This is a genomic window from Streptomyces xanthochromogenes (assembly GCF_014650455.1).
GTDB lineage: Bacteria > Actinomycetota > Actinomycetes > Streptomycetales > Streptomycetaceae > Streptomyces > Streptomyces xanthochromogenes.
On the sequence record NZ_BMUZ01000001.1, the window covers coordinates 465,567 to 488,414 of the forward strand.

The 22,848-nt window shown below is 70.7% G+C and carries 19 protein-coding genes; 11 read left to right on the forward strand and 8 right to left on the reverse strand.

The annotated features are described in order from the left end of the window. Positions 1–169: 169 nt before the first annotated feature. Positions 170–1,153 carry a glycosyltransferase family 2 protein gene (locus tag IE267_RS02095; RefSeq protein WP_189761980.1) on the forward strand — a complete coding sequence of 328 codons (984 nt, stop codon included), beginning with the start codon at positions 170–172 and terminating at the stop codon, positions 1,151–1,153. Next, a complete protein-coding gene (locus IE267_RS02100) occupies positions 1,153–2,475 on the forward strand; it encodes an alpha-2,8-polysialyltransferase family protein (RefSeq protein WP_189761981.1) in 1,323 nt (440 codons plus the stop codon). Before IE267_RS02095 ends, IE267_RS02100 begins: the two co-directional genes overlap by 1 nt. A gap of 64 nt (positions 2,476–2,539) precedes the next feature. On the opposite strand, the gene IE267_RS02105 is transcribed toward IE267_RS02100, so the two are convergent. Next, positions 2,540–3,187 carry a TetR/AcrR family transcriptional regulator C-terminal domain-containing protein gene (locus IE267_RS02105; protein WP_189761982.1) on the reverse strand — a complete coding sequence of 216 codons (648 nt, stop codon included), beginning with the start codon at positions 3,185–3,187 and terminating at the stop codon, positions 2,540–2,542. A gap of 38 nt (positions 3,188–3,225) precedes the next feature. On the opposite strand from IE267_RS02105, the gene IE267_RS02110 reads away from it, so the two are divergent. Then, positions 3,226–4,725 (forward strand): FAD-dependent monooxygenase, encoded by a 1,500-nt coding sequence (locus tag IE267_RS02110; RefSeq protein WP_373304443.1) that lies wholly within the window; start codon positions 3,226–3,228, stop codon positions 4,723–4,725. Between the two features lie 162 nt (positions 4,726–4,887). Further along, positions 4,888–6,048 carry an acyltransferase family protein gene (locus IE267_RS02115; RefSeq protein ID WP_229860569.1) on the forward strand — a complete coding sequence of 387 codons (1,161 nt, stop codon included), beginning with the start codon at positions 4,888–4,890 and terminating at the stop codon, positions 6,046–6,048. 25 nt (positions 6,049–6,073) lie between these two features. Here the strand turns inward: IE267_RS02115 and IE267_RS02120 are convergent, their stop codons facing one another. Both IE267_RS02120 and IE267_RS02125 read right to left on the reverse strand, forming a co-directional pair. Then, positions 6,074–6,652: a Uma2 family endonuclease gene (locus IE267_RS02120; RefSeq protein ID WP_229860571.1), complete on the reverse strand. Its 579-nt coding sequence runs from the start codon at positions 6,650–6,652 to the stop codon at positions 6,074–6,076. Positions 6,653–6,745: 93 nt separating this feature from the next. Beyond that, a complete protein-coding gene (locus IE267_RS02125; protein WP_167157478.1) occupies positions 6,746–8,326 on the reverse strand; it encodes an acyl-CoA mutase large subunit family protein in 1,581 nt (526 codons plus the stop codon). A 199-nt stretch (positions 8,327–8,525) separates the two neighbouring features. On the opposite strand from IE267_RS02125, the gene IE267_RS02130 reads away from it, so the two are divergent. Continuing rightward, on the forward strand, positions 8,526–9,425 hold the full coding sequence (locus tag IE267_RS02130; protein ID WP_189761984.1) for a L,D-transpeptidase family protein: 900 nt from the start codon (positions 8,526–8,528) through the stop codon (positions 9,423–9,425). Between the two features lie 282 nt (positions 9,426–9,707). Here IE267_RS02130 and IE267_RS02135 read toward each other — a convergent pair whose 3' ends face one another. From IE267_RS02135 to IE267_RS02145, 3 genes are all read right to left on the reverse strand, one after another. Then, on the reverse strand, positions 9,708–10,745 hold the full coding sequence (locus tag IE267_RS02135) for a hypothetical protein (RefSeq protein ID WP_189761985.1): 1,038 nt from the start codon (positions 10,743–10,745) through the stop codon (positions 9,708–9,710). Next, on the reverse strand, positions 10,745–11,407 hold the full coding sequence (locus IE267_RS02140) for an RNA polymerase sigma factor (protein ID WP_161252484.1): 663 nt from the start codon (positions 11,405–11,407) through the stop codon (positions 10,745–10,747). Before IE267_RS02140 ends, IE267_RS02135 begins: the two co-directional genes overlap by 1 nt. Before the next feature lie 309 nt (positions 11,408–11,716). Next, positions 11,717–13,441 carry a beta-N-acetylhexosaminidase gene (locus IE267_RS02145; protein WP_189762150.1) on the reverse strand — a complete coding sequence of 575 codons (1,725 nt, stop codon included), beginning with the start codon at positions 13,439–13,441 and terminating at the stop codon, positions 11,717–11,719. A 378-nt stretch (positions 13,442–13,819) separates the two neighbouring features. On the opposite strand from IE267_RS02145, the gene IE267_RS02150 reads away from it, so the two are divergent. The 6 genes from IE267_RS02150 (at position 13,820) to IE267_RS02175 (ending at position 18,869) form a co-directional block, all read left to right on the forward strand. Next, a complete protein-coding gene (locus tag IE267_RS02150; protein WP_373300177.1) occupies positions 13,820–14,368 on the forward strand; it encodes a 2-oxo-4-hydroxy-4-carboxy-5-ureidoimidazoline decarboxylase in 549 nt (182 codons plus the stop codon). 166 nt (positions 14,369–14,534) lie between these two features. Continuing rightward, the gene (sdhC, locus tag IE267_RS02155; RefSeq protein WP_100574740.1) at positions 14,535–14,915 is read left to right on the forward strand and encodes a succinate dehydrogenase, cytochrome b556 subunit; all 381 of its coding nucleotides are present in this window, start codon (positions 14,535–14,537) and stop codon (positions 14,913–14,915) included. Between the two features lie 8 nt (positions 14,916–14,923). Beyond that, complete coding sequence (locus IE267_RS02160) at positions 14,924–15,406, forward strand: succinate dehydrogenase hydrophobic membrane anchor subunit (protein ID WP_161257441.1); 483 nt, start codon at positions 14,924–14,926, stop codon at positions 15,404–15,406. 31 nt (positions 15,407–15,437) lie between these two features. Then, on the forward strand, positions 15,438–17,192 hold the full coding sequence (gene sdhA, locus IE267_RS02165) for a succinate dehydrogenase flavoprotein subunit (RefSeq protein WP_100574738.1): 1,755 nt from the start codon (positions 15,438–15,440) through the stop codon (positions 17,190–17,192). Further along, positions 17,192–17,968, forward strand: coding sequence for a succinate dehydrogenase iron-sulfur subunit (locus tag IE267_RS02170; protein ID WP_167157485.1), 777 nt, complete (start codon positions 17,192–17,194; stop codon positions 17,966–17,968). The genes sdhA and IE267_RS02170 overlap by 1 nt, the downstream gene beginning before the upstream one ends. A 154-nt stretch (positions 17,969–18,122) precedes the next feature. After that, the gene (locus IE267_RS02175; RefSeq protein ID WP_373304444.1) at positions 18,123–18,869 is read left to right on the forward strand and encodes a TetR/AcrR family transcriptional regulator; all 747 of its coding nucleotides are present in this window, start codon (positions 18,123–18,125) and stop codon (positions 18,867–18,869) included. A 19-nt stretch (positions 18,870–18,888) separates the two neighbouring features. Here the strand turns inward: IE267_RS02175 and IE267_RS02180 are convergent, their stop codons facing one another. Next, positions 18,889–21,087 (reverse strand): alpha-N-acetylglucosaminidase, encoded by a 2,199-nt coding sequence (locus IE267_RS02180; RefSeq protein WP_189761986.1) that lies wholly within the window; start codon positions 21,085–21,087, stop codon positions 18,889–18,891. A gap of 109 nt (positions 21,088–21,196) precedes the next feature. Continuing rightward, the gene (locus IE267_RS02185; protein WP_167157491.1) at positions 21,197–22,765 is read right to left on the reverse strand and encodes an ABC transporter substrate-binding protein; all 1,569 of its coding nucleotides are present in this window, start codon (positions 22,763–22,765) and stop codon (positions 21,197–21,199) included. Between the last annotated feature and the right edge of the window lie 83 nt (positions 22,766–22,848).

Consider the following 22,848-nt stretch of genomic DNA (forward strand, 5'->3'; position numbering starts at 1 on the left):
CCCGCGTATTCGCGGCCCAACTCGACTGCAACAAAGGGTTAACAGCGCGACTACGCAAGAAGTGCCGGGGGGCCGGGCGGGCCGGTTAACAGTCCCGCCATTCTTCGTTCACCCATCATCTCCGTGCCGGACAGGACGAATGACGGGACGGCGCCCTAGCGTCACGGCCGTGGTCAAGCTCTCCGTCATCGTGCCGTTCTACAACGTGCGCGCCTACGCACCCGACACCCTGCGAAGTCTGCGCGCGAACGCCCGCGACGACTTCGAGTTCCTGCTCGTCGACGACTGCTCGTCGGACGGCACGATCGAGCTGCTCGAACGCGCCGAGCGCGAGCTGCCGGGGGCGGTGCTGCTCAGACACGAACGCAACGGCGGCCTGGCCACGGCCCGCAACACCGGGCTCGACGCGGCCCGCGGCGAATATCTGACGTACCTGGACGGCGACGACTGGCTCGCCCCCGGCTACTTCGCCCAACTCCTCTCCTGCATAGAGGAGTTGGGATGCGACTTCGTGCGCACCGACCATGTCCAGGTGACCGGCCAGGAGCGTACGGTGCACCGGGTGCCGCACGGCCGGCGCGGTGAGGTGATGTCGCCGCGCGACGCGATCCTGCCCGCCACCCGCTCCACCTCGGTGGACTACGCGTTCGCCTGGGCCGGGATGTACCACCGCAGGCTGGCCGACCGCGGGCTCCTGCACTTCACCGACGGGCTGCGCACGGCCGAGGACCGGCCGTGGATCTGGCGGCTGCACCGCGAGGCGGAGTCGTTCGCGGTGACGGGGCAGCTCGGCGTGTTCTACCGGCGCGGGGTCGCCTCCTCGCTGACGCAGATCGGCGATGTGCGACAACTCGATTTCATTCGCGCATTCGATCAAGTAATAGCGGAGACGGCCAAGGACCCGAATGCGGACGAATTGCTCCCTAAAGCCGTACGGACGTACTGCGCGATCATTTCCCACCATATGAGCAGCATCGAAAGGTTCGAACCGGCCGTGGCCAGAAAACTCAGGGCCCTGAGCGCGGGCGCGCTGAAACGGCTGCCGCAGGACCACCTCAAGGACGCGCTGAACTCAATGGATTCACGTCGCGCCGCCCGGCTGCGCCGGCTGCGCCACCGCCCGGCCGGGTCCTCGACGGGGGCTGCCGCCTGATGCCTACTACGCAGATCTTCGCGGCGTCCACCCTGTACGGGGTGGCCACGCTCGCCGCCGCGCTCGACAGCGACTGCTTCCCGGCGGCCGACCGGCGACTGCTGCTCATCAGCAACAACGCGCCCGCGCCCGAGGTCTCGCCGGCCCTCGACACCATGCCCGGCTTCGACCGGCTGCGCGGCCGCTTCGACGGGGTGCTCTCCTGGAACGACACGATCGCCCCCTTCCACCCGGGTGGCTGGTCCCCGCGCCCGGACGACGTCCCGCTCTGGGAGCGGCACTTGAGGCTGCTGTGGGGCCTCGGCGACGACCGGATCGAACTGGCCCTGGAGTCCATCCAGGTGAACCCGGCGCAGGCGGTCGCCCAGATCTTCCCGGACGCCCCGCTCACGGTGTACGCGGACGGCCTGATGACGTACGGCCCGACCCGCAACAAGCTGGACCCGCTGATCGGCTCGCGGGTGCGCCGGGTCCTCCATCTGGACCTGGTACCGGAGCTGCGCCCGCTGCTGCTCGGCGAGTTCGGCGTGCCGAGCGAGACGGTGCCGACGGCGGCCTTCGTGAAGACGGTGGGTGAACTCGCCTCGCTGGAGACCGAGTTGGGCCTGGGCGCGGACGACGGTGAGCCGTTGGTCCTCCTCCTCGGCCAGTACCTCTCCGCGCTCTCCATCCTCACCCCCGACCAGGAGGAGGAGCTGCACCTGCGGATGCTGCGGGGCGCGGCGGCCCGGGGCCATCGCCGGATCGTGTTCAAGCCGCATCCTTCGGCGCCGCCCGCCTGGTCACAGGCGCTGGAGGCGGAAGCGGTCACGCTCGACGTCCAACTGACCGTGTTGGAGCGCCCGTTGATGGCGGAGGTGCTCTACGAGCGCCTGTCCCCCGCGCTCGTGGTGGGCTGCTTCTCGACGGCACTCCTGACGGCGTCGTCGTTCTACGGCATTCCGGTGGCCCGGGTCGGCACGGAACTCCTCCTGGACCGGCTCGCCCCGTATCAGAACAGCAACCGGGTCCCGGTGACGATCGCGGACGCGCTGCTCCCGCCCCTGGAGGGCGAGGCGCACCCGGACGTGGACCTGCCCGAACTGCTGCGCACGGTGGGCTATGCGATGCAGCCGGAGCTGCGTCCGGATCTGCGGGGCGCGGCCGAACGCTATCTCGCGGCCTCCCTGGACGCCCACACCTGGCGGTACTTCAAGCGCCGCCGCCTGACCGCGCTCGCCCTGCCCGGCGCGGTCCCGTCCCAGCTGGGCTTCATCCCGCGCAACGCGACGGTGCGCCGGGTGGCGCGGCGGGTCCGACGGCTGACACCGCGGCGGGCCTAGCGGCCGGGGGCCCCGGCCCGGGCCCCTACCCCGACACCAGGCCCCGGCCCCGGGAAGCCGCGGCTCACCCCCGCGAGCGGTACGTCGCCTCGATGCCGGCCACAAGCACGGACAGCCCCTCCTCGAACCGCTCGTCGAACGACTCGAAGATGTCCGCACCCGCGGCGGCGGCCAGCGGGTAGGCGGCCAGGCGTTCCGCGCGGGCGGCCACGTCGACCGGCTCGCCCTGCCCGCCCGGCGCGGGCACGCTGCCCTGCTCCTCCGCGACGAAGCCCATCGTGTAGGCGTACGCCAGCGTCCCCGCCCGTACCGCGTCGCGCAGCGGCCAGCCGTCCGCACGCATCCGGCCGAGGTAGGCCTCCAGGGCCTCCGCGTGCTCGGTGCCGGTGAAGCGGGCGCCTCCGTACACCTTGGCGCCGTCGCGGTAACTGAGCAGCATCGCGCGCAAGGCGCGGTTGACGGCGCACAGTTGGCCCTGCCAGGTGGGCTCGGCGAGACCCGGCGGACCGTCCGCGGCCATGCGCCGGTACATGACCGTCGCCATCTCGTCCAGCAGCGCCTGCTTGTTCTTGAAGTGCCAGTACAGCGCGGGCGCCTGGACGCCGAGCTCCTTCGCGATGGCGCGCAGCGTGAGCCCGTCGAGGCCCGTCTCGTTCAGGAGCCGCAGCGCGGTGTCGGCGACCTGCGCCCGGTCGGTCTTCGTCGTAGCCACCTTGACAATTTAACACCGTTAAGCGCACGCTTCCGCACATGGAACTTAACAACGTTAAGGCGCCTGCGCTCCTGCCCGCGCCCGGGTCCATGTCCGCTCCGACGACCACCGGCGTACTGATCGTCGGAGCGGGACCCACCGGGCTCGTGCTCGCCATCGACCTCGCCCGCCACGGCGTCCCCGCCCTGCTCGTGGAGAAGTCCGGCCGGCTCTTCCCCGGCTCGCGCGGCAAGGGCCTCCAGCCGCGCACCCTGGAGCTGCTCGACGACCTCGGTCTCGTCGAGACCGTGCTGCGGGCCGGCCGCGCCTATCCGCGCATGCTCGACTGGGTGGGCCCCGACGGCACCGAGCGCGGCCGCGAGTGGGACATGATCGAGCGCTGCGAGCCCACCGAGAGCGAGCCCCACCCCAACGGCCTGCTCATCGGCCAGGCCCGCTTCCAGGACCTGCTGTACGCGCACCTGCGGAGCATCGGCGGTGATGTCGTCTTCGACGCCGAGGTGACCGCGGTCGCCCAGGACACCGACGGCGTCACCGCCACGCTGGCCGACGGCCGCACCGTCCGCTCGCGCTACCTCGTCGCCGCCGACGGCGGCCGCTCGGGCATCCGCCGCGAGCTCGGCATCGCCCTGCGGGGCGAGAGCGTCGACCCCAAACCCATGCTCGTCGCGGATGTGACCGTGACCCCGGACGCCATCCTCGACGACCTCAACTGGCATCTGTGGAACGGCAGTCCGGACGGGGCCGTGGTCATCTGCCCGCTGCCGGGCGAGCCCCGGCTGTTCCAGGTGATCGCCCAGTACGCCGACGAGAACGCCGTTCCCGACACCAGTGCGGCCGGGGTGCGCAAGCTGGTCGCCGCCCGTACGCCCATCGCCGAGGAGCAGATCGCCGAAGTCCGCTGGTCCTCCGACTTCCGGCCCCGGGCGGCGCTCGCCGACCGCTACCGCGAAGGCCGCGTCCTCCTGGCGGGCGACGCCGCACACATCCACTCCCCGGCCGGCGGCCAGGGCCTCAACACCGGTGTCCAGGACGCGTACAACCTGGGCTGGAAGCTCGCCCAGGTGCTTCGCCACGGCGCCCCGGACACCCTGCTCGACACCTACGAGGCCGAGCGCAGGACCATCGCCGCAGGGGTGCTCGGCCTGAGCACCCGGCTGCATCGCACGGCCCTCGTCGGCGAGAACAGCCGGCGCCGCTCGGAGACCGGCCAGCTCGGCCTCGGCCACCGCGGCGGCCCGCTCTCCTCGGGCCGTGCGGGCGCCCTGGAGGCGGGCGACCGCGCCCCCGACGGCCCGGTGCCCGGCGGCAGGATCTTCGACCTGCTGCGCGGCCCGCACTTCACCCTCCTCGCCTTCGGCACACCGGCCCCCGCCCTCGCCTCCGACCTCGTCCGGGTGCACGAGCTGGACCCGTACGACGCCTATGGACGCGGGCTCTTCCTGATCCGCCCCGACGGCCACGTGGGCTGGGCAGGCGAGGACGGCACCGGCCTGGACGACTACCTCGCCGCGCTGGGCGCGGCCCGGCGTCCCTGACCTCAAGTCGACGCCCGGGCAAACCCGTTACGGCCCGAGATGAACGGGCCGCGTCGGGGAGCGGAACTCCGTCGCACCCACCCGATTTCCGGCCCGTCGCGGTCCTACTCTGTCGACGCCAAGGCCCGACGGGCCGAGCGGAACGCCGGGAAGAGGACAGCCGTGACCAACACCCTGCCGCGGGTACGAAGCACCGGCGGCGGTCAGCCGCAGGAGGGGGCGCCGGGGCGCGCCCCGGTGGCGGCCCCGGTCTCCCGACTGCGCGCGCTCGACGGGCTGCGCCTGATCGCCGCCCTGATGGTGGCGCTCTACCACTACGGCGGCCGCTCAGGGGACATCAGCCGGGGCTGGGGCGCCTCCCCCAAGAAGCTGTTCCCGTCCGCCCACGAGTGGTTCTCCTACGGCTGCCTCGGGGTGCAGATCTTCTTCGTCATCAGCGGCTTCGTCATCTGCATGAGCGGCTGGGGGCGCCCCCTGCGCTCGTTCTTCGCCTCGCGCGTGTCCCGGCTCTACCCCGCGTACTGGGCCGCGCTGATCATCATCACCGCGGTGTTCGCGCTGCCCTGGGTGGTCTACAAGACCGTCACGCCCAGCGAGTTCGTGGTGAACCTGACCATGCTCCAGATGCCGGTCGGGGTGCCCCGGGTGCTCGGGGTGTGCTGGACCCTCTGGGCCGAGCTGCGCTTCTACGCCCTGTTCGCCGTCTGCGTGGTGCTGCCCGGCGCGACCCGGCGCCGCGTCGTGCTGTTCTGCGCGGGCTGGACCCTGGCCGCGGCGCTCACCGCGACGGCCAAACAGCCCTTCCTGAACGCCGTGTTCATGCCCGAGTACGCGTCCTTCTTCATCGGCGGCATGGGCCTGTACCTGCTGCACCGCAACCGGCGCGACGTCACCGCCTGGGGCATCGTCGCCGTCAGCTGGGCCATCGGCCAGCACTGGGCGGTCGCGGGCCTGTGGCACAAGCCGAACCCGGCGGCCTTCTCCAACCGGCACGCCTCGGTGATCATCGTCATCGTCACCCTGGGCTTCGTGCTGGTCGGCCTGATCGCGCTGGGCCACCTGCGCTGGGCGAACTGGCGCTGGCTCACCGTGGCGGGCGCGCTCACCTACCCGTTCTACCTGGTCCACGAGCACCTGGGCTGGGTGGTCGTGGGCGTACTGCACCGAGGCCTGCACATCCCGGCCCCGGCCACCTTCGCCCTCACGGTCGCGGCGATGCTGCTCCTGGCCTGGCTGCTCAACCGCTACGTGGAACGCTGGGCGACGCCGCTCCTGCGCGGCGCACTGGCCCGCAAGCCGGCCCCGGCGGGTGGACCCCGCTGACCCCGGCCGAACGAGGGTCGCGGGGTCAGTCGCCGTCGAGCAGGGTGTCCACGGACAGCTCCAGGGCGACGCCCACGACTTCCGGCACCGGCACGCTCTGCCCGCGCTTGTAGTGCTGGGGCTTGGCGTACTTCCCGTCGACGGGGTCCTGGTACAGGAGCACCTCGTCGTGCTTACGGTCGGCGACAAGGTAGACGGGGATCCCGGCCTGGGCGTAACACTCGACCTTCGGTCCGAGGTCGTCGGACCAGTTCGACGACGTCACCTCGACCACCAGGCGGAAGACGTTCGGTGCGTAGCAGTTCTTCCGGACGTGGGCATCACGAAAGTCCTCGTCCACGACCGCGAAGTCCGGGATCGCGAAGTCCTGCGGAAGCGTGGGCAGCCAGAGGCCGACGCCCTGGACGTACTCATACCCCGCCTCCACGATCCCCGCCCGGTCGAATGCCCGGCCGAGCCTGGTCAGCGTCAGTTGATGCGAGCCGTCCGGCGGCGGTGTCACAGTGAGCCTCCCCTGGAGAATCTCCACACGGTGACCACGCAGCGCACTGGAGAGCAGGTCGGCGGCTTCGCTCATCGTCAGCTCGTGTTGCACTACGGCCACGGCATCCTCCTTGTCGGAAGCTCACTCTTCACGAGAGTAACCGGGGGCGTGCGGTTTCCGCCCCCGGTCACCCGTACGGATGAAAAGCGCAGATCAGAAGGCGTCCGTGGGAACGTACGTCCCCCACACCTCGCGCAGCGCGTCGCAGACCTCGCCCACCGTGGCGCGGGCCTTGAGGGCGTCCTTCATCGGGTACAGGACGTTGGTCTCGCCCTCGGCCGCCTTCTTCAGTTCGGCCAGCGCCGCGTCCACCGCAGGCTGGTCGCGCTCGGCCCGCAGGGTGGCGAGCCGGGCCGCCTGCTGGGCCTCGATCGCGGGGTCGACGCGCAGCGGCTCGTACGGGTCCTCGGTCTCGACCTGGAAGCGGTTCACGCCGACCACGACGCGCTCGCCGGAGTCGGTCTCCTGGGCGATGCGGTAGGCGGAACGCTCGATCTCGCCCTTCTGGAAGCCGTGCTCGATCGCGTTGACCGCGCCGCCCAACTCCTCGACTCGTTCCATGAGTTCGACCGCTGCCGCCTCCACCTCGTCGGTCATCCTCTCGACGACGTACGACCCGGCGAACGGGTCGACGGTGGCGGTCACATCGGTCTCGTACGCGAGGACCTGCTGGGTGCGCAGGGCGAGCCGGGCGCTCTTGTCCGTCGGCAGCGCGATCGCCTCGTCGAAGGAGTTGGTGTGCAGCGACTGGGTGCCGCCGAGCACGGCCGCGAGGCCCTGGACGGCGACGCGGACCAGGTTGACCTCTGGCTGCTGGGCGGTGAGCTGCACGCCGGCGGTCTGCGTGTGGAAGCGCAGCATCAGCGACTTGGGGTTCTTCGCGCCGAACTCGTCCCGCATCACCCGGGCCCAAATGCGGCGTGCGGCACGGAACTTGGCGACCTCTTCGAGGATCGTGGTGCGGGAGACGAAGAAGAAGGAGAGGCGCGGTGCGAAGTCGTCCACGTCCATTCCGGCCGCGACCGCCGTGCGGACGTACTCGATGCCGTCGGCCAGGGTGAACGCGATCTCCTGCGCGGGCGAGGCCCCGGCCTCGGCCATGTGGTAGCCGGAGATCGAGATGGTGTTCCACTTGGGGATCTCGGCCCTGCAGTACTTGAAGATGTCCGCGATCAACCGCAGGGAGGGCTTCGGCGGGAAGATGTAGGTGCCGCGCGCGATGTACTCCTTCAGCACGTCGTTCTGGATCGTGCCCGTCAACTTGTCGGCGGCCACGCCCTGTTCCTCGCCGACCAGCTGGTACATCAGGAGCAGCAGCGCCGCGGGCGCGTTGATGGTCATCGACGTCGACACCTTGTCGAGCGGGATGCCGCCGAACAGGATGCGCATGTCGTCGACGGAGTCGATGGCGACGCCCACCTTGCCGACCTCGCCCGAGGCGATCGGCGCGTCCGAGTCGTGGCCCATCTGGGTGGGCAGGTCGAAGGCGACCGAGAGGCCCATCGTGCCGTTGGCGATGAGCTGCTGGTAGCGGGCGTTGGACTCGACGGCGGTGCCGAAGCCCGCGTACTGGCGCATGGTCCAGGGCCGGCCGGTGTACATCGACGGATACACACCGCGCGTGAACGGGTACGAGCCGGGCTCGCCCAGCTTCTCGGCGGGGTCCCAGCCGGCGAGGGTGTCCGGTCCGTAGACCGGCTCGATGGGCAGCCCGGATTCAGACTCGCGTGCCATGTGCTGTGCCTCCCGCTTGAGCTCTGTTACTCACTGGTACCCGACCCTCGCGACGGACTGTAGCGGCGGGCGCGCGACGGGTGGACAGGCGCGCGCTGGGAGCTTGCTCACAACTGCCGCGATGCGTCGGCCGGCTTTTGCAACCGTTCGGGGCGGGAAGCTGTCTCAGGGGACACCAGAGGAACAGGGGGGCGAACCGATGCGCCGGAACCAACGCACCACTCTCATAGCCAGAACCCTCGCCGCGGCCGCCGTCATCGCGGTGGCCGTCGGATGCGGACCGCAGGGCGGCAAGGCGGACGCGGGCGCGCCCGCCACCCCCGCTCCGCCCTCCTCCTCGACCCCGGCGAAGGGCACGCCCTCCCCGGCCGGCTCCGCCTCCACCGACGACAAGCCGTCCGGCTCGCCCGCCGCCCCGAGCGCCTCGGCGAGCCCGGCCGCCAAGCCGGCGCCCAAGCCCGCGGCGAAGGTGCTGATGTCGACCGGTTCCAAGGGCGCCCAGGTCAAGGAGCTGCAGGCCCGTCTCGCCCAGATCGGCTGGTTCGACGACACCCCGACCGGCACGTACGGGGCCGCGACCACCGCCGCCGTCAAGGGCTTCCAGGGCAAGCGCGGGCTTCCGACGACCGGCTCGACGGACACCGTGACCTGGGAGAAGCTGCTCGGCATGACCACAAGGCCGACGGCCGACGAGCTGGCCGGCCGCGCGGTCAACAAGCCGACCGCCAAGCTCGACCAGCGCTGCATGACGGGCCGCGCGATCTGCATCAGCAAGACCAGCCGCACGCTGTCCTGGGTGGTCGACGGCAAGGTGCAGTCGACGATGGACGTCCGCTTCGGCTCGCAGTACACGCCGACCCGCGAGGGCGTCTTCAAGGTCTTCGAGAAGAGCCGCGACCACGTCTCGACGATCTACCACACGGCCATGCCGTTCGCGATGTTCTTCAGCGGCGGTCAGGCGGTGCACTACTCGTCGGACTTCGCGGCACGCGGCTACAACGGCGCCTCGCACGGCTGCGTGAACGTCCGGGACAAGGCCAAGGTCTCGGCCCTGTTCGACCAGGTGCACATCGGCGACAAGGTCGTCGTCTACTGGTAGCCGACGGTCGGCACCGGTGGCCGACGACCGGGCGCGGCCGAGGGGCCGGCACCGGAAGAGGGAGGGCGCGGGCGGGACCGGGGGAACGTGTCCCGCCCGCGCCATTCGCGCGGAGCCATGGGTACGGGGGGAACCCCGGCTCATCTGCGCCGCCGATGACCAGTCGGCTCACTCTGTACTGCGCCGTCGTTCCGAAAAACGTTACTGCGGGTTCTGGACCGCGTCTTCGGGCTCACCGGCCGGCCTGGGTGCGAGGGCGCAGGACGGGCGTTCCGGGTGGCCTCAGGGCCGGACGGCCGGACCGAGCGCTCCGGGCTTGAACCAGTCCAGGACCTTGCCCGGGTGCGGCACCACGGAGCTCTGCCTGCCGCCGCCCCCACCGCCGTACTTGTTGCCGGGGCTTTCGCCGTCCTCGTCGCCCCTGCCGCCGCCCTTGCCGCCGCCGTGACCGTCGCCGCCGGAACCCCCGGAGCCGGCCCCGCCGCCGTCGGACTTGCCGGGCTTGCCGTCCAGGACCAGATCGCAGAAGCCCTTCAGGGCCGCCGATCCATGGGCCTCGGACTCCAGATCCCGGCGCTTGTTCGTGTCCAGCCTGCCCGAGCGGTACTCGCGGCAGGCCTCGGTCGTCCTGGCCAGCCACTGCTTGCCGTTCGAGCCGCCCGCACCGCCCTCGTCCCCGCCCGGGCCGCCCGTCGGGTCGCCGCCCTTGCGGCCCGGGTCGGACGTGCCGCCCGCGGCTGGTCCGGGTCCTTCGGGGCTCGCCGGGTGCGTGGGATCGCCGGGCGTGGGCGCGCCGGAGGAGGGCACGGCCCGGTCGTGGCTCGGGGAGCCAGGGGGCAGGGAGTACGTGGGCGAGGTGGCGACGGGATCCGGGCTCATCGCCGCCGAGACGGTGGAGGCGGGTGCGGGGTCCTGCTCGTCGAAGGCGAAGGGACCCGGCAGCACACCGGTGCCCGCGGCGACCGCGACCCCGCCGATCGCACAGCAGGCCAGCGCCGCGGCGAGGCCGAGGCGCACCGGAGCGAATCGTCTGCGCCGGGGTGCCCCGGGCAGCTCGGCCACGCGTCCGACCCGTACGACACCGAGGGCCTCGCCGTCCTGTGCGGCGCCTTCGGGGCGGGCCTTGCGGAAGGCCGCCAAGGCGGCTTCCTCGCCGGGGAGTTCGGTGGTGGCCGACGCGCTGGGGCCGAGGGAGCGCAGCAGGGCCGTGAGGCGGTCCGCCTCGGCGCGGGCCCGCTCGTCACCGGGCTCGACCCCTTCGCCGCGCAGCAGTCGCTCGGCGGCATCCCGGTCAAGCCACTCGTGCCGCTCGTCAGCCATCACATGTCCTTCTGCGTCCGGGCGCGCGATTGCGTCACACCGCGTTCCGGCGCTCGCTGCGACGGCACGGCGCCCAGCTCCTCCACATCCTGGGCCACGTCCCCCGGGGAGCCGTCCGCGCCGAGCAGTTCAGCAAGCCGCTTCAGGCCCCGGTGCGCGGCGGTCCGCACCGCGCCGGGCCGTTTGCCCAGGGTCCGCGCCGCGCTCTTCGCGTCGAGGCCGACCACCACGCGCAGGACCACGGCCTCGGCCTGGTCCTGCGGGAGCTGGGCAATGAGCGCCATCGTACGTCCGGTACCGAGCGCCTCCATCGCCTCGTCGGCGGTGTCACAGGCGGCGGCCCGTGCGGTCAGCTCGCTCTCGTCGCCGCCGACGGCGGGCCTGCGGCCGCGCATCCGGATGTGGTCGAGGGCGCGGTTGCGGGCGATGCGGGCGGCCCAGCCGCGGAACCGGTCGGCGTCGCCCTCGAAGCGTTCGAGGTCACGGGCGATCTGGAGCCACGCCTCGGAGGCCACGTCCTCGGTGTCGGGTTCGCCGACCAGGGTGCGGATGTAGCCGAGCAGGCGCGGGTGGACAGCGCGATAGACAGCACGGAAGGCTTCCTCGTCCCCGTCCTGCGCCCTGAGCACCGCGGCGGTCAGCTCCGCGTCGTCCCCCAGCAATCCCTGCACCCTGTCTTGACTGACTGTTCCGATGTCACCGCTGGTCACCACTGCCGCGTCCCCGAACGCGAGTCTGCACGCTACGGCCTCGGCGCCCCCTAAGTCCACGACTTGTACAACCTGCAACAACCCACTGACACAGCGGGGTGTGACAGAAAACGCACGCTCGGCGCTGAAGCAAGTACGGGGTCGCCACAACGGCCCCGCCGGAAGACGGCCGGGGCCTCTCCTGTGGGGGGTGGCGGCCCCGGTCGTCCTCCGCACCCCGCGCCCGCGCGGGCCGCGCCCCGCGTTCGCCGGCGGCCCCGCTCAGCCCAAGCGGTCCGCCAGGGCCTTGAAGTCCTCCCAGTCCATCGCCGGCGTGCGCGCGTCCCACAGCTTCTGGGCCGTCGCCCGCAGCGGCAGCCGGATGCCGCGCGCCACCTGCTCCTCGGTCTGCGCGCCCGGCACGTCCGACCAGACCGCGAACCGGCCGCCCAGGATCTGCCCGGCGTACTTGCCGTCCACGGGCTTGGTCCCGCGCAGTACGAGCGGCGTCCACTCCTCGTAGATCCGCTTGCCCGTCGGGTACTTGAAGGTGTTCGGCTCGCCCAGGACGTAGTACAGGTACTCGTCGTTGAGGTTGACCAGGGACCGGCTCTGGGCGAGCAGCTCCTCGGGCGCCCGCTCGTCGGGCTCCTTGCCGGTCCAGTACTCGACCTCGCGGCCCTGGTCGGCGGCCACCTCGCCGCCGGCGAAGAAGCCGTCGTTCCACGCCTTCAGGGTTCGCCCGGCGTTGGCCGAACGCAGCACCACCGCACGGTCGTTGAGCCAGCCCGTCGCCAGGTCCCGGATGTCCGCCTTGGAGCCGTACTTGTCCCGGGCGGCGGCGGCAAGACCCGGGAAGGACGTCTCCGGGGACTTCACCGCCAGCGCCTGGTACTCGTCTCCGCCCAGGTGCCAGTACGTCCCGGGGAACAGGTCGGCGTACTCGCGCAGCAGGTCGTCGACGATCCGGCCGGAGGCGGGGTTGGCGATGTCGATGGCGCCCTTGACCGCCTTGCCGTCCTTGTCGCGCAGCTGGAGGTCGGGGTGGGCGGCGAGCACCGCTCCGAGGTGGCCCGGAGAGTCGATCTCGGGGATCACCGTGATGTGCAGCTTGGTGGCGAGCGCGACGATCCGCTGCACGTCGCGCTTGCTGAGGTGGTCGCGCGAGACGATCTCGGGGTGGCCGGCGGACTCGATGCGGAAGCCCTGGTCGTCCGAGAAGTGCAGCCCGAGCTGGTTCAGCTTGAGGTCGGCCATCTGGCGCAGCTGGTCCTCGATCCACGCCTCGGTGTACGGCTTGCGCGCGATGTCGAGGTTGAGGCCGCGCTGCGGCTCGTCCGGCCGGTCGTCGACGACGCCCTCGGGCATCACGCCGCCGCCCTTGAGCGCCTGCTTGAGGGTGCGGGTGCCGTAGAAGACCCCGGCGTCGTCCGCCCCGGTGATCCGCACCCGGCGGTCACGGGTGGTCAGCGTGTACGACTCGGGCACGGCCTTCTGGCCGGCCGGCGGCGGGCTGAGGGCCAGCTCGATGTCGCCCGCGCGGGGCTGCCCGCCGAGGACGTAGTCGGCGCCGAGCTCCTGCGCGAAGAGCTTGCCCTCGTCGGCGAGGCTCCCGCTGTTGACGTCCACGATCACCCGCGTCGCGTCCACCGGCCGGAAGCCGGGCCCGCGCGCGGGCCGGTGTTCGCGTACGGAGGGGATGGTCCGGGGCGGCGAGGAGATCGGGTAGATCGGCGAGGGGGAGGGCAGCGCGGAGGACGCGCGCTTGTTGTCGGCCGGACCGCCGTGCCCGCCGTGGGTGTCGTCGTCCGGCCAGACCGCGATGATCAGCGCGAGCACCGCGGCGCCGGCGACGGCCACCTTGAGCACCAGGGCGCGTCGGCCGCGCGGCCGGTGCAGCCAGGCGGGGCGGGACCGCGGCGCACGCGGCTGGGAGGCACGCGCCTCGGACGACGGCGAGGACGACCGCTCCGGGTCTTCGGATCCCGTCTTCCGGGCCCGTGACATCCTGAAACGCGACATCACTCAGAAACCTCCCGTCCAACAACAGTAAGGCCGGATCCGACGGCCCCCGATACCGGCCGGACAACTGGGGCGAACGTACGCCGAAGGGCCCGGGAGTTCGTCCACCGCGCACGACCCGGTGTGCACGTCCGGGTGAAAATCGCGCAACAGTCGGGCAGCTCGCTTTCCACGTGGATAGCGTGGCGGCACTCCCACCTCACTTTCCACTCCAGTCTCCGTGCTTCGCAGCACGTCCCGTCCCGTACTGCCGCGTCCCGCGCAGTGTTCGAGGAGCCCACGCTGTCCAGCGATTCCCACGCCGGCCCCCGGAAGCGACCGCCGACACTTCATCACACTCCTCGTGCCCAGGGGCGGGCAGCCATACCGAATCAGCTCCGGGGCACATCCGTTCCGGCAGCGCCGCCGCGGCCCGACGGGCTCGACCGTTTCAACCGCGCCGCCGCCGGCGCGGCCGAAACGGCCCTGCTCGCGTGCTGTGCCAGCCGCCGCTGGGCCCTGCGGCTCGCCGCCCACCGCCCCTACCCGGACGTGGAGTCGCTGCTCGCCGCGGCCGACGAGGCCAGCTACGACCTGAGCGCCGCCGACCTCGCCGAGGCGCTGGCCGACGAGCTCTCGCCGGGCCTGCACGAGAGCGCGCCGCAGTCCGCGCACACGGCGCTGCGGGCCGCGCACGCCGCGTACGAGAGCAGTTTCGGGCATGCCTTCGTGATCTGTCTCGACGGGTTCCACCCCGCCGAGCACCTCGACCAGGTGCTGAGCGGCATCCGGCTGCGGATGAACAACGACCCGGACGAGGAGCGCTCGATCGCCGCCGACGAACTGCGCCGCCTCGCCCGCGCCCGGCTCGCCCATCTCGTGGCAAGCCATCCCGAACCGGACGCCCCGAGCGCCGCACACCGCGTTCTCTAGGCCGTACGAGCCTGTTTGATTGCCTGTTTGATCACACCTATGGACCCGGCGCGAGGGAACCGACATCTCGTCGCTACGATGACCGGGGCCGGTGGACCGTACCCGGCCGGGTCAGACCGACACTGAAGCCGGCCGGCCCTCAACACCGCTCCCGGAGGGTTCTTCCGTGCCGGCTGGAACGCTGTACCGCGGCCGGGAAGGAATGTGGTCCTGGGTGGCTCATCGAGTCACCGGCGTCCTCATTTTCTTCTTCCTGTTCGTCCACGTCCTCGACACCGCTCTCGTGCGTGTCTCCCCCGAGGCGTACGACAAAGTCGTGGCGACCTACAAGACGCCCATCGTCGCGTGTCTGGAATACGGCCTGGTGGCCGCCATCCTGTTCCACGCGCTCAACGGCCTGCGCATCATCGCGGTCGACTTCTGGGCCAAGGGCCCGCGCTACCAGAAGCAGATGCTCTGGACCGTCGTGGGCGTCTGGGTCGTGCTGATGGTGGGCGCGCTCTACCCGGTGCTCGGTCACGCCGTCCGTGAACTGTTCGGGAGCTGAGGACTGAGATGTCTGCCGAAACCTCTTCCGCTGCCGCGATCGGCGAAGTCGAGGGCGCGAGCCTGTACGACACCGATCACCCGGCCCCGCTCATCGAGGCCCCGCGCCAGCGCACCAAGAAGACCCCGAAGTCCACCCGTACGAACTTCGAGCTGTACGGCTGGATGTTCATGCGGCTGTCCGGCATCGTGCTGGTCGTCCTGGTCCTCGGTCACCTGCTGATCCAGCTCGTCCTCGACGGCGGCGTCTCCAAGATCGGCTTCGCGTTCGTCGCGGGCCGCTGGGCGTCCCCGTTCTGGCAGATCTGGGACCTGGCCATGCTGTGGCTGGCCATGCTGCACGGCGCCAACGGCCTGCGCACCGTCATCAACGACTACGCGCAGCGGGACAACACCCGCTTCTGGCTGAAGATGCTGCTCTACACCGCCACGGTGTTCACCGTCCTGCTGGGCACGCTGGTGATCTTCACCTTCGACCCGAACATCCGCTAGGCCACGGGCTGAGGGACTGAGGAATTCTCTGATGAAGATCCACAAGTACGACACCGTCATCGTCGGCGCCGGCGGCGCCGGCATGCGCGCGGCCATCGAGTCGACCAAGCGCAGCCGCACCGCCGTCCTGACGAAGCTCTACCCCACCCGCTCCCACACGGGCGCGGCGCAGGGCGGCATGGCCGCCGCGCTCGCCAACGTGGAGGAGGACAACTGGGAGTGGCACACCTTCGACACGATCAAGGGCGGCGACTACCTGGTCGACCAGGACGCCGCCGAGATCCTGGCGAAGGAGGCCATCGACGCGGTCCTCGACCTGGAGAAGATGGGCCTGCCGTTCGGCCGCACGCCCGCCGGTGAGATCGACCAGCGCCGTTTCGGCGGTCACTCCCGCAACCACGGCGAGGCCCCGGTCCGCCGTGCCTGCTACTCGGGCGACCGCACCGGCCACATGATCCTCCAGACGCTCTACCAGAACTGCATCAAGGAGGGCGTGGAGTTCTTCAACGAGTTCTACGTCCTCGACCAGCTCCTGGTCGAGGAGGACGGCGTCAAGAAGTCCGCCGGCGTCGTCGCCTACGAGCTGGCGACCGGCGAGATCCACGTCTTCCAGTCGAAGTCGGTCATCTACGCCTCGGGCGGCACCGGCAAGTTCTTCAAGGTGACCTCCAACGCGCACACCCTGACCGGTGACGGCCAGGCCGCGTGCTACCGCCGCGGACTGCCCCTGGAGGACATGGAGTTCTTCCAGTTCCACCCGACGGGCATCTGGCGCATGGGCATCCTGCTGACGGAGGGCGCCCGCGGTGAGGGCGGCATCCTCCGCAACAAGGACGGCGAGCGCTTCATGGAGAAGTACGCGCCGGTCATGAAGGACCTCGCGTCCCGTGACGTCGTCTCGCGCTCCATCTACACGGAGATCCGCGAGGGCCGCGGCTGCGGTCCCGAGGGCGACCACGTCTACCTCGACCTGACGCACCTCCCGCCGGAGCAGCTCGACGCCAAGCTCCCGGACATCACGGAGTTCGCGCGCACCTACCTCGGCATCGAGCCCTACACGGACCCGATCCCGATCCAGCCCACCGCGCACTACGCCATGGGCGGCATCCCGACCAACGTCCAGGGTGAGGTCCTCAGCGACAACACCACGGTCGTGCCGGGCCTGTACGCGGCCGGCGAGGTCGCCTGTGTCTCCGTGCACGGCGCCAACCGCCTGGGCACCAACTCGCTCCTGGACATCAACGTGTTCGGCAAGCGCGCGGGCATCGCGGCGGCGGAGTACGCGCACACCGCGGACTACATCGAGCTCCCCGAGAACCCGGCTGCGCAGGTCCAGGCGCAGGTCGAGAACCTGCTGTCGGCGACCGGCACCGAGCGCGTCGCGGTCATCCGCAAGGAGCTGCAGGAGACCATGGACGCCAACGTCATGGTCTTCCGCACCGAGCAGACGATCAAGACCGCGGTCGAGAAGATCGGCGAGCTGCGCGAGCGCTACCGCAATGTGTCCGTCCAGGACAAGGGCAAGCGGTTCAACACCGACCTCCTGGAGGCCATCGAGCTGGGCAACCTGCTCGACCTGGCCGAGGTCATGGCCGTCTCGGCCCTGGCGCGCAAGGAGTCCCGCGGCGGTCACTACCGCGAGGACTACCCGAACCGCGACGACGTCAACTTCATGCGCCACACCATGGCGTACCGCGAGGTCGCGGACGGCGGCAAGGACTCGATCCGCCTCGACTACAAGCCCGTCGTCCAGACCCGCTACCAGCCGATGGAGCGTAAGTACTGATGGCAACCCCGACCCTGGACAAGGCCGACACGGCAGGCGCGCCGGAGCCCGGCTTCGCGGACTCGCCCTACATCACGGTCACCTTCCGCATCCGCCGCTTCAACCCGGAGATCTCCGAGGAAGCGACGTGGGAGGACTTCCAGCTGGAGATCGACCCGAAGGAGCGCGTGCTCGACGGTCTCCACAAGATCAAGTGGGAGGTGGACGGGTCCCTGACCTTCCGCCGCTCCTGCGCGCACGGCATCTGCGGTTCCGACGCCATGCGCATCAACGGCAAGAACCGTCTCGCCTGCAAGACGCTGATCAAGGACATCAACCCCTCCAAGCCCATCACCATCGAGGCCATCAAGGGCCTCACGGTCCAGAAGGACCTGGTCGTGGACATGGAGCCGTTCTTCCAGGCGTACCGCGACGTGATGCCCTTCCTCATCACGAAGGGCAACGAGCCGACGCGTGAGCGTCTCCAGTCGCCCGAGGACCGCGAGCGCTTCGACGACACCACGAAGTGCATCCTGTGCGCGGCGTGCACGTCCTCGTGCCCGGTCTTCTGGAACGACGGCCAGTACTTCGGCCCGGCCGCGATCGTGAACGCGCACCGCTTCATCTTCGACAGCCGTGACGAGGCGGGCGAGCAGCGCCTGGAGATCCTCAACGACAAGGACGGCGTGTGGCGTTGCCGCACCACGTTCAACTGCACCGACGCGTGCCCCCGTGGCATCGAGGTCACCAAGGCCATCCAGGAAGTCAAGCGCGCCCTGATCACGCGCCGCTTCTGATCCCGGCATGTGCGAGAGGGCCCCGCACCTGGAAGTTCGCTTCCGGGTGCGGGGCCCTCCCGCATGTGCGGGTGAACGTGGTGACCGTCGCCTTCCGCGCCCGCGCCCCCGACCCTGCCGCCCTCCCCGGGGCCCGTCCGATTAGGCTCGTGACGTGCCAGAACAGAACGCGCCCGCAGAGACGGATTCCGAGGCGGTGGGGTCCCGGCCCGCCAAGGGGGAGCAGACCCGCACTCTCATTCTGGAGACCGCCATGCGGCTCTTCCAGGAGCGGGGGTACGACAAGACCACGATGCGGGTGATCGCGCAGGAGGCCGGGGTCTCGGTCGGGAACGCGTACTACTACTTCGCCGGCAAGGAGCACCTGATCCAGGGCTTCTACGACCGGATCGCGGCCGAGCACCAGGCGGCGGTGCGCGAGGTGCTCGACACCGAGACCGACCTGGAGGCCCGGCTCGCCGGGGTGCTGCGGGTGTGGCTGGACATCGCGTCGCCGTACCACGAGTTCGCGGCGCAGTTCTTCAAGAACGCGGCCGACCCGGACAGCCCGCTCAGCCCGTTCTCCGCGGAGTCGGAGCACGCGCGGCAGGAGGCGATCTCCGTGCACCGGGAGGTGCTGGCCGGCACGAAGACCAAGGTGCCGGCCGAACTCGTCGACGTACTCCCCGAGTTGATGTGGCTGTCCCAGATGGGGCTGGTCCTGTACTGGGTCTTCGACCGCTCCCCCGACCGCGAGCGGAGCTACCGGCTCGCGGCCCGGGGGGCCAAGCTCACCACCCGGGGCATCGCTCTCGCCCGGTTCCGGGTGCTGCGGCCGCTCGTGCACGAGGTGCACGAGCTGTTCACGGACTTCCTGCCGGGGATGTCCCAGGCCGCCGCCTCCCGGAAGTCCGCCAAGTAGGGCTCCGGGGAAGGCTAGTTCACAGGTCGAGGGCCTCCCTCACCTCCCGCGCCACCTTCACGATGTCGCCCTTCGGCTCGGTCCCGTACGCGGGGTGGGTGCGCACCCAGGTGTCCTCCAGGGCGTACCAGTCGACCGGCTCCGGGGGGCGGCCCGTGGTCAGGGACGCCGTCAGGGTCTCGAAGTAGGTGCGCCAGCGCAGCGTGTAGAGGCCGCCGACCAGGCCCGACCACTCCCGGTTCGCATAGTCGCGCAGGGTGCCGCCGTTGGCCGCCGCGCGCGGGCCCCACACCGTCAGCAGCGACACCGCGTCGTAGGCGAGGCGGTCCTTCTCCTGCGCGCCGGCGCCCCACGACCGCGCGTCCGCGATCCAGCGGCCGAGCAGATGGCCCCGGTCGGTGGCCACCACCCGCTCAAGCAGGGCCAGATCGCGCAGCCACTCCCCGGTCAGTGCCGCGAACGCGTCCTTGTCGGCGTTCTCGAAGGCGTCCCGGATGCGCGGGAGCAGCCGGCGGGACTCGTTGGAGAGGGTCTGACGGGTCACGTCGAGGAGGTCGTAGCGATAGGCCGACGAGGCGCGCAGCTTCGGGGAGACCGCCAGGAGGGCGGGCAGCGCCTCCGCGAACTCGGCCGCGTCGTAGCGGAGCACGGGCGGGGACCAGAAGCCGCCCGAGGTCGCCTTCAGGTCGGGCCGGGCGCCGAACAGGCCGTCCGCGGCCTCGCTCCAGGAGTCGGCCCGGGTGGTGCCGTAGGCGGTGCGGCGCAGCACGTCCCACGCCTCGGTCGCGTGCCGGTCGGTGGCGCCGTACCGGTAGCGCGGCCACTGCTCGAACCACTCCTCCAGGTCGACGGGGCCGTCCGTCCAGGGCAGGTCGGAGAAGAGCGCGAAGGCGGCGGGGTTGTTGTCGGCACCCTCCGGCATGAGCGCGATGCCGTCCAGCGCGCTGTTCGGCTTGGTGCGCCAACTCTCGTACAGGGAAGCCCAGTCGGGGGTGTTGGCGCCCATCGCGGTGTGGCCGCCGAAGTTCCAGATGGAGCCGAACGCGTACGGGGTGCCCTCCCAGGACGCCTCGCGGTCGGTCACCGAGGGGTAGTGGTCGGAGATGCCGTCGACGACGAACAGCTTGGTCTTGTCGACCGCCTCGATGATCTCCTTGTGCGGGTTCTGCTGCCAGCCGAGGATGCTCCAGACCGCCCCGGGGTGCGCGGTGCGCAGCGCCTTCTCGACGGCCCGCGCGGCATCGCCGATCGGCACGTCACCGGGGGTGCCGCCCTCGTGCAGCAGGTCCATCTTGTACATGGAGGTGGCGCCGAGCAGCTCGTCCTGGACGCGGTAGAACGTGGCCGCGATCCGGGCGAAGTGCTCGGAGCGCGGGTCCAGCCAGTCGGGCCGGGCGAAGCCTCCCCAGATCCCCTGCGGCACCACGTGCGCGCCCGGGTTGCGGTCGGCGAAGCCGGGCGGAAGCGTACCGAAGTAGCCGGGCAGCACCGGGGTCATCCCGAGCTCGCGCAGGCGATCGACGATCCGGGTAGCCAACTCGGCGCGCTGAGCGAGGAGTTGCCGGGAGACCGGGCCGCCGAAGCCGGACATGTTCTGGAGCAGCCACCACGGCTGGTGCCCGGGCCCCGGGAGCCAGGCGCGCAACTCGGCGTCGTGATAGCCGTGTTGGAGGAAGGTGCGGTGGTAGACGGTGTCGGCGCCGAGGTAGACGAGCACCTCGTTGTAGCCGTGCAGGGCCAGGACGTCGAGCTCGCGCTCCCAGTAGGACCAGTCGTGGTAGGGCCCGGTGTAGCCGTCGTTGGTGTCGTTGAAGACGAACCGGTGGGTGACGTTGGCGGTGCTCCCGATGGGCGAGGGGACCTCGGGAAGCAGCCGGGGCAGCCGGGTCTGCTCACCCGCCCAGGAGATGTGGGCGTGCGCGACCTGTCTCAAGTACCGGTGGAATCCGGTGAGTTGCACGGCCGGGGTGCTGCCCTCGACCAGGATCTCGCCCGCCCCGCCCGAGACGCGGAAGCGGTCACGGCCGGCCGCGGGCGCGAGTGCGCGGAAGGTGACCTGATCGCGATGGTCCGGCAACAGCCGGGCCAGGGCCCGCGCGGCGGGCCCCGGGGCGGCCGCTCCACCGGCCTCGGCGGCGTACCCGGCCTCGGTGCCCGCCCCGAGGGCGAGGGCCGATCCGGCGAGTGAGCTCAGCAGCGTACGACGGGAAAGGCGCATCCCCCGACGGAAGCAGCGTGTCCCTGCCCGGTCAATGGAACAGAACCGTTGGCCGCCCGGACAGAAGCCCTTTGGGCCAACGTGCGCACGCCCGGCCGGCGGCCGGAACTCAGATCCAGCCCAGCTCCCACAGGCGCCACACGCCCGTGCCGTCCGACAGGTACTGAGAACCGCTGACGTCCTTGTTGCCGAGGACGTAGTTCTTGCCCTGCCACAGCGGGATCAGCGGAACGTCCTGGGCGACCTTCTCCTGGATCGCCTTGAAGTCGTCGGCCGCCCTGCCGCGGTCGGTGAACTCCTGGGTGCTCTTGATGAGGTCGTCGACGGTCTTGTCGGAGTAGTTGTTGTGGAGGCTGTTGCCGGTGCCGACCAGCGGCTGGCCGAAGTTGTCCGGGTCCGGGAAGTCGGCGAGCCAGCCGGCGGTGTACGCGTCGTACTTGCCCTCGGCGTAGTTCTGCTGCATCTTCGGCCAGTCCGGCTCGGCGATGAGATTGACCTTGAACAGGCCGTCCTTCTCCAGCTGTGCCTTGATCTGCTCGGCCTCCGCGCCGTTCGCGCCGAGCTTGCGGTAGGCCATGTTGAACGTGACCGGGAGGGACTCGCCCGCCGACCGCAGGAGGTTCTTCGCCTTGACCGGGTCGGGCTTCGGGTAGGCGTCGAAGAAGGCGGTGCTGTGACCGGTGAAGCCCTGCGGGATCACGGAGAACAGCGGGTCGACGGTGCCGAGGTAGACGTTGGAGGCGAGCGCCGCACGGTCGACGAGGGCGGCCGCGGCCTCGCGCACCTTGGTCTTGGAGACCGGGCTCGACGACTTCAGGTTGAAGGTGAGCTGACGGATGTCGTAGCCGGGCGAGGTGCTGATCCGCACGTCCGGCCCCGGCGAGAGCTTGGCCAGCACCTGGGGCGGCATCTCACGGTGCGCCACGTCGACCTGCTTGGCCTGCCAGGCCGCGTTCAGCTGGTCGGCCTCCGCGAAGTACCGGACCGTGATGGGCATGCCCTGCTTCGTCACCGCGCCCTTGTAACCGGTGTTGGGCTCCAGGCTCGCGCTGACCGGCGCCCCGGAGGCGTCCTTCTTGTACTCCTTGAGCAGGTAGGGACCCGAGCCGACGACCGAGTTGTCCTTGCGCAGGGCGTTCGCCGGGTACTGGCTGCTGTCGACGATCGAGCCCGCGCCGGTGGCCAGCTTGGACGGGAACGTGGCGTCCTTGCTCTTCAGGTTGAAGGTGACCGTGTCGCCCTGGGCCTGCACCGAGCCGAGCATCGAGAACAGCGGGGCCGGGCCGAGCTTGTCGGCGATCTTCATCATCCGGTCGAAGGAGTACTTCACGTCCTCCGCGGTCATCTTGCGCCCGCTGGAGAAGCTGATGTCGTCCCGCATCACGCACTGGTACGTCGTCAGCTTCTGTCCGACGAAGGTGCAGCTCTTGGCGGCGTCCGGGACCGGCGCGGTGCTGCCCTGCCGGAAGGTGAGCAGCGACTGGTAGACGTTGTTGTAGATCGCCCAGGAGCCCGCGTCGTAGGCACCCGCCGGGTCGAGCGAGGTGATGACGTCGGTGGTGCCGACGGCTATCGGGTCCTTCTTCGCCTGATCGGACGGCAACAGCTGCCAGCCGCCCACTCCGGCGACCACCACGGCCGCACCAATCGCCAGAATTCGCATACGGATCGACCGCATCGCCGTGCTCTCCTCGGAACGCCCCACCCTGCCAGGCGCGCGGAATCAGCACGCTGCGCCTGTGATGACGCTCACCCAATCAC

Coding starts and splice junctions, on each gene's coding strand:
- IE267_RS02180 (WP_189761986.1), bottom strand. CDS start 21,087: ATGCGCCTTTCCCGTCGTACGCTGCTGAGCTCACTCGCCGGATCGGCC.
- IE267_RS02170 (WP_167157485.1), top strand. CDS start 17,192: ATGGCAACCCCGACCCTGGACAAGGCCGACACGGCAGGCGCGCCGGAG.
- sdhA (WP_100574738.1), top strand. CDS start 15,438: ATGAAGATCCACAAGTACGACACCGTCATCGTCGGCGCCGGCGGCGCC.
- IE267_RS02110 (WP_373304443.1), top strand. CDS start 3,226: ATGGAACTTAACAACGTTAAGGCGCCTGCGCTCCTGCCCGCGCCCGGG.
- IE267_RS02145 (WP_189762150.1), bottom strand. CDS start 13,441: ATGTCACGGGCCCGGAAGACGGGATCCGAAGACCCGGAGCGGTCGTCC.
- IE267_RS02130 (WP_189761984.1), top strand. CDS start 8,526: ATGCGCCGGAACCAACGCACCACTCTCATAGCCAGAACCCTCGCCGCG.
- IE267_RS02135 (WP_189761985.1), bottom strand. CDS start 10,745: ATGGCTGACGAGCGGCACGAGTGGCTTGACCGGGATGCCGCCGAGCGA.
- IE267_RS02185 (WP_167157491.1), bottom strand. CDS start 22,765: ATGCGGTCGATCCGTATGCGAATTCTGGCGATTGGTGCGGCCGTGGTG.
- IE267_RS02160 (WP_161257441.1), top strand. CDS start 14,924: ATGTCTGCCGAAACCTCTTCCGCTGCCGCGATCGGCGAAGTCGAGGGC.
- IE267_RS02125 (WP_167157478.1), bottom strand. CDS start 8,326: ATGGCACGCGAGTCTGAATCCGGGCTGCCCATCGAGCCGGTCTACGGA.
- IE267_RS02100 (WP_189761981.1), top strand. CDS start 1,153: ATGCCTACTACGCAGATCTTCGCGGCGTCCACCCTGTACGGGGTGGCC.